The sequence below is a fragment of the Paenibacillus sp. FSL F4-0097 genome, assembly GCF_038593125.1.
Taxonomy (GTDB): Bacteria; Bacillota; Bacilli; order Paenibacillales; family Paenibacillaceae; genus Paenibacillus_AQ; species Paenibacillus_AQ odorifer.
The window spans coordinates 4,845,344-4,857,347 of record NZ_CP151965.1 but is presented as its reverse complement, the minus strand read 5'-3'; the positions used below and the strand labels follow the sequence as shown (position 1 = coordinate 4,857,347).

The following is a 12,004-nucleotide window of genomic DNA, read 5'->3' as shown; positions in this document are numbered from 1 at the left end:
TATGTAGGGGTGCTTCATTGTGCTTCATTGACGGGGCATTTATTTTGGGGCATTATTAAGAGAGTGAAATATAAATGAACTGATCTTATGGGAGATGAGCGTATGCTGTCGACAGAACAAATATTAGAAGTCATGTCGGGGCAAGGACTGCGAATCACCGACCAACGCAAAACGCTTGCCCAGTTATTCGGCGAGAATAAGGGATATTTGTCAGCGAAGGATGTATATGAGCATATGGGCCGCAAGTATAGCGGGCTTAGCTTTGATACGGTGTACCGCAATCTTCGTGTAATGGAAGAGCTTGGTGTGCTTGAACAGATTGTCTTTGAAGACGGAGTGAAGTTCAAGGGAAGCTGCAATCATCAGGATCATCACCATCATATGATCTGCCTTCAATGCCAAAAGACCTACCCGATTAATTTCTGCCCGATGAATTTAACGGATACACCCGATCAATTCCGGGTAGTCAAGCATAAATTTGAGGTGTTCGGTTATTGCAAAGAATGTGAAGAGAACCGGGAAGAAGAACTAGTTGCAGCATCAGATAAACAAAAGGGACTTTAGAAATGGTGACCCTACGCAGAACGATTCAGGCGCCTATTCGGGTGTACCGCAGGTACATTTCCCCTATTAAACCAGCAACCTGTCGCTTCTATCCAACCTGCTCTGCCTATGCCTTGGAAGCCATTGAAGTCCATGGTCCACTGAAAGGCTCATGGCTTGCAGCTAAGCGGATTGCCAGATGTCATCCCTTTCATCCTGGAGGACTTGATCCTGTGCCGCCGCTTCAAGATGAATCTGCTGAGAAGGATTCTGCCCCTGCGACTTGACATGGTGCCTTACCTTTGGGTATATTCACAAGTAATAGTATGAATTCCGAAGAACGGATAAGTAAATCGTTACGTCCATTACAGAGAGCCGGAATGTGCTGAAAGCCGGTATGGAGCGTTAGATTGAATATGGTCCGGGAGGAACTGTGTTCGAGCGGGGACTGCAATTGAGGTTCACGTAAGATAACAGCGTGATCCAGCGTTAATGGACAGTTCCCGCGAGGGAACTGGCGAAGCCTGTGCTCTGTGAAGAGACAGGAAATTTGGGTGGTATCGCGTGAGTTATACTCTCGCCCCATTATGGGGACGGGAGTTTTTTGTTTTTTAATAAGAAAGGATGATTACCGAATGAGTGAGAAAAAAACGTTTTACCTAACGACACCAATTTATTATCCGAGTGACAAGCTACATATCGGACATGCTTATTCAACCGTGGCAGGAGACGCAATGGCCCGTTACAAACGTCTGCGCGGCTACGAAGTGCGTTATCTAACCGGTACAGACGAACATGGACAAAAGATTGAGCGGAAGGCAGAGGAAGCAGGAAAGACCCCTCAGCAGTTCGTAGACGACATTGTTGTTGGTATTAAGGAGCTATGGCGCAAGCTGGACATTTCGAACGATGACTTCATCCGTACTACGGAAGAGCGTCATAAAAAAGTGGTACAGGATATTTTTGATCGGTTGCTGCAGCAAGGAGATATCTATAAAGGTGAATATGAGGGCTGGTATAGTATCCCAGATGAAACCTTTTACACAGAAACGCAATTAGTTGATATTGTGCGTGATGATAACGGTGTGATTACTGGTGCAAAAAGCCCAGATAGCGGCCACCCGGTTGAGCTGGTGAAGGAAGCAAGTTATTTCTTCCGGATGAGTAAATATGCGGATCGGTTACTGCAATTTTACGAGGAGAATCCAGAGTTTATTTTGCCGGAATCCCGTAAGAACGAAATGATTAACAATTTCATCAAGCCCGGACTGGAAGACCTGGCAGTTTCCCGCACAACCTTTGATTGGGGTGTAAAAGTTAAGGGCGACGAGAAGCATGTCGTGTACGTGTGGATTGATGCTTTGACTAACTATATTACTGCTCTGGGTTATGGTTCCGAGGATCGCACCTTGTATGACAAGTTCTGGCCCGCGGATGTACACATCGTTGGTAAAGAAATTGTTCGTTTCCATACAATTTACTGGCCGATCATTCTGATGGCGCTTGGTGAACCCCTTCCGAAAAAGGTATTTGCCCATGGCTGGTTGCTCATGAAAGATGGAAAAATGTCGAAATCTAAAGGTAACGTAGTTGATCCTGTGACACTGATTGATCGTTATGGCTTGGATGCATTACGATATTACCTGCTGCGCGAAGTACCGTTTGGTTCTGATGGCACGTTCACACCGGAAAGCTTTGTAGACCGGGTTAACTATGACCTTGCCAACGACCTTGGTAACCTGTTGAACCGTACAGGGGCTATGGTTGAAAAGTATTTTGCAGGCGAGATTCCGGCATATGACGGGAATGTAACAGCATTTGATGGTGAGCTTCAAGCTGCAGCTGAGAATACTTATGCCAAAGTAGAAGAAGCTATGGAAAAAATGGAGTTCTCCGTGGCGCTGACAGCTATCGGAACATTCATTAGCCGCACCAACAAATATATCGATGAGACCCAACCTTGGGTACTTGCCAAAGATGAAAATAGAACTGCCGAGTTGGCTTCTGTGATGAGACATCTTGTGGAAGGTCTGCGTACTGCTTCAATCCTGCTGCAGCCGTTCTTGACACAAACACCAGCGAAGATCTGGGAACAGCTGGGTATTGAGCCTGGTGAGTTAACGACTTGGGATAGCGGTAAGACTTTTGGCCTGATTCCGGCGGGAACAAAGCTGGTGAAAGGCAATCCAATCTTCCCGCGTCTGGATGTGGAGCAAGAGGTAGCTTATATTGCCGAGGCTATGGGCGCTGGCAAAGCTGCGGCTGAAGTGGCGGAAGCGGCTGCTCCTGCTGCTGCGGACTCCGAGCCAGTGGAAGAGCATAAAGAGGAAATCGGCATTGACGATTTCGCTAAAGCAGAGCTGCGTGTTGCTCAAGTTATTGCTGCAGAGCCAGTGAAAAAAGCTGACAAGCTGCTGAAGCTGCAACTGGATCTGGGTTATGAGCAACGGCAAGTGGTTTCTGGTATCGCGAAATTCTATACACCGGAAGAGCTGGTAGGACGTAAAGTGATCTGTATCGTAAACCTTAAGCCAGTGAAGCTACGTGGGGAGTTGTCCCAAGGGATGATTTTGGCGGCTTCTAAAGGTGACCAGCTAACGATCGCTACCGTGCCGGACAGCATGCCAAACGGAGCAGTAGTGAAATAAGACAATACTGTTGTAGAAATTTTTTAATGAGGTTGTTTGATCAAGGGAATGCTTCTTCAGCCGGGTTGGCTGAGGGAACATTCCTTTTTTATTAAAGGCGATATTGCCGTTTCTTTTTGGATACTTTGTTGACTTATCGTAACGATTACTATTATACTACTAATAGTAAAATTTACGATTTGAGGGGTAGATCAATATAATGGCAGCAATGAAATCGCGTATAAGTTTGCTCGTCCTTGCACTGGTACTGGTATTTACACTAAGTGCATGCGGACCTAAGAGCAGTGGAAGTATAGTTGAAGGGAAAGTAAATGTAGTTACAACCTTTTATCCTATTTACGAGTTTGCTAAGGAGATTGGCGGGGAAGATATCAATGCTATTAACCTGCTTCCAGTGGGTGTGGAGCCACATGATTGGACACCGCGCAGTCAAGACATTATCAACACTTCTAAGGCACAGCTATTTCTATATAACGGTGCAGGCTTAGAAGGCTGGGTTCCTAACTTTTTAAAAGGCCTTGATAGCAGCAGTAAAGTTAAGGCGGTTGAAGTAAGCCAAGGTATTGATTATATCATGACCGATGAAGATGACGGGCATGATCATGGGGCAAGTGAGGAAGAGTCTCATCAAAATGAGGATACGGATCATAACAGTAATGCCTCAGGAGACAGCCTGCATACGGACCCGCATACTTGGGTAAGTCCAAAATCAGCCATTACTATGGCTCAGAATATTAAAGAAAGCCTTCAGTCCGTGGATCCTGAGCATAAAGAAGGTTATGAAGAGCGTTACAATAAGCTTGCTGAACGTCTGCAGGCATTAGATAGTAAATTCAAAGAGGAGCTTGCTAAGCTGCCCAACCATAAGATCGTAGTATCACATCAGGCTTTCTCTTACCTTGCCCGTGATTATGGATTGGATCAGCATGCGATTATGGGACTTTCGCCGGACGCCGAGCCGCGCGGACAGGATTTAGTGAAGCTTGCGAAAATGGTAAAAGATGAAGGGATCAAGTATATCTTTTTTGAAGAGCTTGTCTCCGATAAACTGGCTAAGACACTTGCAGCCGAAGCGGGCGTTTCCACTATGGTGCTTAATCCGGTAGAGGGACTTACTGCGGAGCAAGAGAAGAACGGAGATAATTACTTCACTCTGATGGAGAAAAATTTGCAAAATCTGATTATGGCCTTACAATAATAAGGAAAGTATAAGGGAAAGGCGGTACTTAAGCATGCAATCGGTATCCTTGGACTGCCATCAGCATATCATCGATATACAGGATCTTTCTTTTTCATATGGGGAACAGAAGGTGATATCGAATCTTAACTATAGTGTAAGAGAACGAGATTTCCTTGGTATCATTGGTTCTAATGGTGCTGGTAAAACAACATTGATGAAAATGATCGTCGGCTTGCTTCCGGCGAGCAGTGGTGAAATTAAATTATTCGGAACGCCTGTCCGCAAGTTTAAAGACTGGGAACGGATCGGATATGTTCCGCAAAAAAATGCCTTCAACCCATTGTTTCCAGCAACGGTGCGTGAAGTAGTTCTGTCAGGTCTATATAATAACAAGAATCTGATCCGCAGAGTATCTAAGGCTCAGCATCGTCAATGTGAGGATGCACTTGAAGTCATGCGGATACAAGATATTGCGGAGAAAAGAGTAGGCCAGCTGTCAGGCGGTCAGCAGCAGCGTGTTTTTCTGGCTCGGGCGCTGATTAACCATCCTGACCTGCTGATTTTGGACGAACCTACCGTGGGTATTGATGCCGAATCACAAGCGGGATTCTTTGAATTAATTACGCATATGCATGCTCATCATCATATGACCTTCCTGATGGTGTCGCATGATATCGACATGATTAAAAATTATTTAGGTCATGAGCCCGTGCAGACAAATGGTAAAATCAACTTTTACTCCCGCCACTCACATGATCTCCAGAATTGCACAGAAGAGAACCTGCAGCACACGCTCTCTTAAGTCATAATTGAACTCTGAACAGGGGTGCCTCTGTTCTCAGGGCATACATAACTTGCGTGTGGAAGTTAGTCAGTAGACATGGTTTTATTAAGAGGTATTTTAACCTTGTTCCTATTTCTTATTTTCTCTTACCTAAGCACCACCAAAGTACAAGCGTGTCCCTTTAGGGACGAAAGCGATCTTTCCCCGACCTATCTATGTTCAGTAACACTAACTCCTACGCTAGTTGCACTTAACGGGTGTCCAGAGGGCAGAGCCCTTGGGGCCCTCCCTTGGAAGGGAGGGTTTGGGAGGGATCGAAAAGGTTTGAAAAAGGTTTGAAAAAGGTTTGAAAAAGGTTTGAAAAAGGTTTGAAAAAGGTTTGAAAAAGGTTTGAAAAAGGTTTGAAAAAGGTTTAAAAAAGGTTTTAAAATGGTTTTAAAATGGTTTGAGTTTGTATGAAGGAGAGTTTAAGTTGGAAATACTATTTAGCGATTTTTTTCAGCGGGCGCTTGCGGGCGGACTGCTGATTGGTATAACGGCGCCGCTTATAGGCGTTTTTCTTGTGCTTAGACGATTATCCATGATTGGTGATACGCTGGCTCATGTTACTATAGCGGGGGTAGCACTCGGTTTTCTAACAGGATTTTATCCGCTGGGCGCAGGCCTTATCTTTGCAGTGGTAGCGTCCTTCGCGATTGAAAAGCTTCGCAAGGCTTATAAGAGTTATGCGGAGCTGTCGATTGCCATTATAATGTCCGGCGGAGTGGCGTTGGCTTCACTCTTTTTCACCTTAGGAAAAGGTTATAATGCTGACGTAATGAGTTATTTGTTCGGCAGCATTTATACGCTCGATAATACTGATTTGATCGTGGTAGGCATAGTGACTATAGCTGTTGTAGTAGTAGTATCGATGTTCTTTAAAGAGTTCTTTTTGCTTAGCTTTGAAGAGGATGCAGCAAGTGTAAGTGGGCTGCCGGTGAAGCTGCTTAACATGCTGATCACCATCCTGACAGCACTTGTGATTAGCACAGCGATCAAGATTGTGGGCTCGCTATTAGTATCTGCTTTGTTGACTATTCCGGTCGCAATCAGCTTATTGCTATCTCGTAGCTTTAAATCCTCGGTCATCCTGGCGGTTATCATTTCGGAGATTGCCGTTGTAGGAGGACTAGTAGTAGCTGGAGTGTGGAATTTGGCTCCCGGTGCAACTATTGTGCTTTTGCTCATATCATTATTGGTATTAACCTTGATCGGTAAAAAGGGATTGCCAGCATAAACAGCGAATTAAGTAATCGGTATCGCATTAGGCAAGCGTAAACGCCTTCGGTGTCCTTGTAAGGACGATAAGCGTTTAGGTGTGAATATAAGAAAAGTAATAATGAGAAATTAATCCTTTCTTATATTAAAAAAAGGAGCCATAAGCAGCTCCATGAAGTGACTCGAATGCCGGAAGGAGAGCCGCTATTTTGTCTAATATCAATGCAGGAATTGCTTTAGCCGCAGGGGTGGCATCGTTTATATCGCCATGCTGCTTACCGCTGTACCCCTCTTATTTATCGTACATTACCGGGTTATCCGTTCAACAATTAAAATCAGGCAGCAACTCTAAAGAGGTTCGTGTACGCACCCTGACTCATACATTGGCATTTATATTAGGTTTTTCTGCTGTTTTTTACACACTTGGTTTTGGGGCTGGGTTATTCGGGCAATTCTTTAATGGCCAGCGTGATCTGATCCGGCAATTGTCGGCGATTCTAATTATTGTAATGGGTTTATTTTTGATTGGGATTTTTCAGCCCCAGTTTCTACTTCGCGAACGGAAGCTTGATTTAAAATGGAAACCGGCGGGTTATGTGGGCTCCTTTATTTTCGGAATTGGTTTTTCTGCTGGTTGGTCACCTTGTATCGGACCGATTTTGACGGCAATTATTGCACTGTCGGCAAGCGATCCAGGCACTTGGTTTACATTGATTACCGCGTATAGCATCGGATTTGCTTTGCCATTTTTTCTTTTAGCCTTTTTCCTTGGCGGAGTGAAGCGTATCCTCAAGTATTCGAATCTGCTGATGAAGATTGGCGGCGTCCTAATGGTATTTATGGGTGTTTTGCTGTTCACGGATCAAATGTTCCGGATAACAGTGTGGCTACAAGGAATAACGCCGGATTGGCTAATTTTTTAAAATACAAGAATTTTTAGAGCTTAGGTGAAGTAATCAATACCTGCTTCAGGAAAATGCTCGAAAATCCGCTCTGTGATAAATTCTCGCAGGGCGGTTTGCTGTTCATCCGGATAGACATATTTGTTCTGTCCCCAGCGGCCCCATTTCTTTTTACGTTTCTCCATGTCCATTTCTAGTTTAGATTTCGGATAACGTTTCTCAATTACAGTCTTGTCTGTTTTGGTGAATCGGTGCTGAATCATTTCAAAGGTTAGACCTTTTCCTATTTCCGGCGGGAGGGTCTTGGCTAATTTGGCCAGCAGCTCCGCGTAGCCTTCCTGCCAGCCGTCATACCAAATAATTGGGGCAATGATGAAGCCCAGTGGATAGCCGGCACGTGCGACCTTTCCAGCCGCTTCAATTCGCTCTTCAAACCGCGAGGTAGCAGGCTCGAAATTTTTGATCACATAGTCAGCATTTACGCTAAAACGAATTCTGGTATGTCCGTTATGCTGCAAATCGAGTAGAGGTTCAACATGTTGGTATTTGGTCACAAAGCGCAGGCGGCCAAGGGGCTCCGCTGCCATGAATGTGATGAGTTCTGACAGAGATCCGGTAATATGCTCCAGTCCTAATGGATCTGAGGTACAGGCTGCTTCAAAAGTCGTGATTTCAGGGCTACGTTCCTCGATATATTTTTTGGCGGCGTCAATGATGTCTTCGGTGTTTACATATACACGAATGTAAGGCTTTGCACCTAAAGTAGTCTGCAAATAACAATAATGGCAGTGGCCCATGCAGCCAGTTGCGATCGGAATTGCATAATCTGCGGAGGGTTTGGATTGGTCAAACTTTAAGGTTTTGCGCAGGCCGACTACAAGTGTTCTTTTGGCAATTTTATATTGCTCGACCTCTGTGTCACCCGGGAAATTCATTATGCGGTTATGCGATGTAGTCATGCGATAGGGAATATTGTTAGCCTTCACCCATTCCATGATCCGTTCACCTTTCGGGTAATTTAAAGCATCCGGCTCGAAGAAAACAAGCTCTGGTTCTCTTTACGGGAGGGGTCTCAGGTGTCACTATAGTCATGAATTCACGCTCCTTCTGAAAGATGAGTAAGTTTATTATGCCTAACTGAGTCTCATTAGAAGCATGGCAATCATGGGTAACTCCTCAGCATGTTCTCTTGAAGGACTTGCCAAGGGGCGTTAGAAACATGTATCATTGTTAGAGCAAGGTTTGGCTCGGCGCCAGGTTCATTATAGAAAAGAGGTAAATTTTAATGCCAACACCCAGCATGGAGGATTATTTGGAGCGCATATATAAGCTCATTGATGAGAAAGGTTATGCGCGGGTCTCGGATATTGCCGAGGGACTGGAAGTACATCCCTCCTCTGTGACCAAGATGATCCAAAAACTGGATAAGGACGAATATCTCATCTATGAGAAATATCGTGGGCTTGTCCTAACCAACAAAGGGAAAAAAGTAGGGAAACGTCTTGTTGATCGTCATCAACTATTGGAAGAATTCCTCGGTTTGATCGGAGTACAGCAGGAATTTATCTATAATGATGTTGAAGGGATCGAGCACCACCTAAGTTGGGATTCGATTACACGTATCGAAACGTTGGTGGAATATTTCCGCCGCGATGAAGAACGTCTGCAGACTTTATATGCTATTCACAATGAACTGGCAAGCGATTCTTGAAATGTTTTTTCCCGAAACGGATACCGTCCTTAAAGTTATGCCCAGCAAGGCTTTGGTGAGCATAAACTACTTGATGGTATAGCCGTTTCTATTTTGTTTAGTGCAACCTTTCCCAGTTTTTAGCGTCAAAACGGATAAGTCCTTTTTCTGGCTGAGATTGATACCGCTCTTTTGAAGGGTGGAATCGGTACATCAACTTGGAGGATTGATCCGTTTTTTCTTTTTTTATTGGATACATATTATTTTAGATTTGGGGAGGAATTATGAATTATCGTAAATGGATGTTGGGATTGCTAGTATTAGTATTGTTTCTGCCTTTATGGTCTCCTGGGGCACGTGCGGCAGCTGTGCAGATTACCATTGAACTGGATGGCGAGGCGCTGGCAAGCGATGTGCCGCCGTATATCACAGCTTCGAATGTAACGATGGTGCCAATTAGCGTCATTAGTAAAGGGTTGAGTGCTGGAGTAGTTTGGAATCAAAGCAGTAAGACAGTTACAATCACGCAAGGAGATACAGAGATCAAGCTGACCAGTGGCCAGAAAAGTGCATTAGTTAATAATGCTTCTGTAGCCCTCGACACCTCAGTACAGATTAAGCAGGGACGGGTTATGGTGCCGCTTCGTTTTGTAAGTGAGCAATTGGGGTTACAGGTTATCTGGGATCAGACTACCAAACATATTTCTTTGTACTCTAATACAGAGCCGCCGCAGGCTGCTGATCCGGAAACGCCAGCAGTACCTACAGCGACTCCAGTCGTTACGCCAACGCCGACCCCAGCCCCTACAGCGACTCCAAAACCGACCTCGCCAACAGTTCCAAGTATCCCTGGTGCGTCGGCTAACAAGGAGATGAAGGGAGCCTGGATCTCTACAGTATTTAATCTGGACTGGCCTTCAGTAGCTTCTGCAGGTAACGAAGCGAAACAAAAACAAGAATTTGATAATCTGCTGGACAAGCTAAAAGCTGTTGGTTTTAATGCTGTTTTTGTACAGGTTAGAACCTCAGCAGACAGCCTGTACCCTTCTGTTCTAGTTCCTTGGTCTAAGGTGCTGACCGGCACCCAAGGAAAAAATCCGGGTTATGACCCGTTGAGCTATATGGTCAGCGCTGCACATTCACGCGGTATGCAGTTCCATGCATGGTTCAACCCATTCCGCGCGACAACGGATGCTTCTACATCTGCATTAGCAAGTAATCATGTGGCTAAGTCAAATCCGGAATGGATTGTAGACGCAGGAGGTAAAAAATACATCAATCCAGGGATCCCAGCAGCCCGCCAGCATATTATCGATACAGTGTTGGAGGTCGTCAAAGGCTATGATGTAGATGGTGTCCATTTGGATGATTATTTCTATCCTTCAGGTGTATCTTTTGCCGATGATACTGCTTATAAGACTTATAACACGAAGAACCTGTCCTCTAAGGCGGATTGGCGCCGCGATAATATTAATGAATTCGTCCGCCAATTGGGAGAACAGATTCATAAGGTGAAACCGAAGGTTTCTTATGGAATTAGTCCGTTTGGTGTATGGCGTAATATCAAAAAAGACAGCACAGGTTCGGATACCACAGCTGGAGTTACCGCTTATGACGATATGTTCGCCGATGTTCGGACATGGATCAAGCAAGGCTGGATTGACTATGTCGCACCGCAAATTTATTGGAGTCTGTCCTTTAGCACTGCCCGCTACGATAAGCTAGTAGATTGGTGGGTTAAAGAGGTAGAGAATACGAATGTTAAGCTCTATATTGGGCAAGCTGCTTATAAGGTTGGAGCAAGTGACCAGAAAGCAGAATGGCAAAGTGGCGACCAAATCATCAACCAGCTTAAATATAATGAGAAATATAAAGAGGTTGCAGGCAGTATTATGTTCAGAGCAAATGACATTGTAGTCCGCAATCCGTTTGGATTATCAAATTTGCTGACCTTTTATTTTCAGTCCAAATAAGATAACTGTTCTAGATAAGGAGTCATGAATGCTCCCCCGTGCTCATAGATAAGCAATAGAATCTATGGGAAACGGGGGATTTTTGTGTATGGAGATTAACGCTGTGTTTGAAGGAGGGGGAGTAAAAGGGATTTCTCTCGCTGGAGCAGTTGAAGCCACGGAAAAGGCGGGGCGAACCTTTAAAAAGGTCGCTGGAACCTCCTCAGGCGCGATTGTAGCGACTTTACTGGCTGCGGGTTATGAAGGTGAGGAAATGAGTCGGATTATCCAAGGAACTTCTTTTTCATCGTTTATGAAGCGAGCTCCCATTTATAATACGGCTTGGGTAGGTCCTGCACTGCGAGTGTTATTGAAGAAGGGATTGTATTCGGGTGAAGCCTTGGAATCGTGGATGAGATCGCTTTTGCTTAAAAAGGGAATTATCACTTTTCGTGATCTGCCTCCAGGCAAACTATCTATAATTGCTTCTGACATTACCAATGGCCGGATATTGGTCTTACCAGATGGGTTGGAACAGTATGGAATCTCTCCTGAACATTTTGAGGTGGCTAAGGCTGTCCGTATGAGCTGCAGTATTCCTTATTTTTTTGATCCAGTGATGCTCAGGTTAAATGGACAGTCCGCTAGAGGGAAGTCTTTTATTGAGCAATTTGTATACGTTGTGGACGGAGGATTATTAAGCAATTTTCCTTTATGGCTATTTGACGGGATGAACGAGAATAGTAAAGTGCCGGGGAAAAGAATCCCTACCGTAGGGTATCAAACAGTAGGTAAAACCGACCCGCAGCCCCACAGGATTAGGGGACCATTCAGTATGCTGCAAGCTATGGTCAGTACCATGCTGTCTGCTCATGATGAGAAATATATTGAAGATGATAAATATGTCCGCACAGTAACCATCCCAACGCTTGGTATCGGCACGACCCAATTTAATATTACGAAGATGCAAAGCGACGAATTGTATGCCGCCGGACTGAAAGCAGGGGAAGACTTCTTTAAGGAATGGCGCCCCCGATAACAAGCAAGC

10 protein-coding genes, 1 pseudogene and 1 other annotated feature are annotated in these 12,004 nt (G+C 44.8%); of the genes and pseudogenes, 10 read left to right on the top strand and 1 reads right to left on the bottom strand.

The window, feature by feature from the left end; genetic code table 11:
• The first annotated feature begins 102 nt into the window (after positions 1-102).
• The 7 genes from MHH86_RS21905 to MHH86_RS21875 all read left to right on the top strand — a co-directional run bounded on the left by MHH86_RS21905 (position 103) and on the right by MHH86_RS21875 (position 7,335).
• On the top strand, positions 103-564 hold the full coding sequence (locus tag MHH86_RS21905) for a transcriptional repressor (protein WP_036682896.1): 462 nt from the start codon (positions 103-105) through the stop codon (positions 562-564).
• Positions 565-566: 2 nt separating this feature from the next.
• Positions 567-830: a membrane protein insertion efficiency factor YidD gene (gene yidD / locus MHH86_RS21900; protein WP_036682893.1), complete on the top strand. Its 264-nt coding sequence runs from the start codon at positions 567-569 to the stop codon at positions 828-830.
• Positions 831-870: 40 nt separating this feature from the next.
• Positions 871-1,131 (top strand) — a binding site (T-box leader).
• A gap of 47 nt (positions 1,132-1,178) precedes the next feature.
• Entirely contained in the window at positions 1,179-3,191 is a 2,013-nt protein-coding gene (gene metG / locus MHH86_RS21895) for a methionine--tRNA ligase (RefSeq protein WP_038572547.1), read from the top strand.
• A gap of 199 nt (positions 3,192-3,390) precedes the next feature.
• The gene (locus tag MHH86_RS21890; protein WP_076274222.1) at positions 3,391-4,389 is read left to right on the top strand and encodes a zinc ABC transporter substrate-binding protein; all 999 of its coding nucleotides are present in this window, start codon (positions 3,391-3,393) and stop codon (positions 4,387-4,389) included.
• Between the two features lie 34 nt (positions 4,390-4,423).
• Entirely contained in the window at positions 4,424-5,173 is a 750-nt protein-coding gene (locus MHH86_RS21885) for a metal ABC transporter ATP-binding protein (protein WP_036682888.1), read from the top strand.
• A gap of 454 nt (positions 5,174-5,627) precedes the next feature.
• The gene (locus MHH86_RS21880) at positions 5,628-6,431 is read left to right on the top strand and encodes a metal ABC transporter permease (protein WP_036682884.1); all 804 of its coding nucleotides are present in this window, start codon (positions 5,628-5,630) and stop codon (positions 6,429-6,431) included.
• Positions 6,432-6,621: 190 nt separating this feature from the next.
• The gene (locus MHH86_RS21875; RefSeq protein ID WP_076146793.1) at positions 6,622-7,335 is read left to right on the top strand and encodes a cytochrome c biogenesis protein CcdA; all 714 of its coding nucleotides are present in this window, start codon (positions 6,622-6,624) and stop codon (positions 7,333-7,335) included.
• A gap of 20 nt (positions 7,336-7,355) precedes the next feature.
• Here the strand turns inward: MHH86_RS21875 and splB are convergent.
• Positions 7,356-8,366 (bottom strand): annotated as a pseudogene (splB, locus tag MHH86_RS21870) (spore photoproduct lyase); the annotation flags it as partial.
• A 233-nt stretch (positions 8,367-8,599) separates the two neighbouring features.
• Here splB and mntR point away from each other — a divergent pair.
• From mntR to MHH86_RS21855, 3 genes are all read left to right on the top strand, one after another.
• The gene (mntR, locus tag MHH86_RS21865; protein WP_036682880.1) at positions 8,600-9,025 is read left to right on the top strand and encodes a transcriptional regulator MntR; all 426 of its coding nucleotides are present in this window, start codon (positions 8,600-8,602) and stop codon (positions 9,023-9,025) included.
• 263 nt (positions 9,026-9,288) lie between these two features.
• Complete coding sequence (locus MHH86_RS21860; RefSeq protein ID WP_076146795.1) at positions 9,289-10,977, top strand: family 10 glycosylhydrolase; 1,689 nt, start codon at positions 9,289-9,291, stop codon at positions 10,975-10,977.
• Positions 10,978-11,065: 88 nt separating this feature from the next.
• Positions 11,066-11,995 (top strand): patatin-like phospholipase family protein, encoded by a 930-nt coding sequence (locus MHH86_RS21855; RefSeq protein WP_341160173.1) that lies wholly within the window; start codon positions 11,066-11,068, stop codon positions 11,993-11,995.
• Positions 11,996-12,004 lie beyond the last annotated feature (9 nt).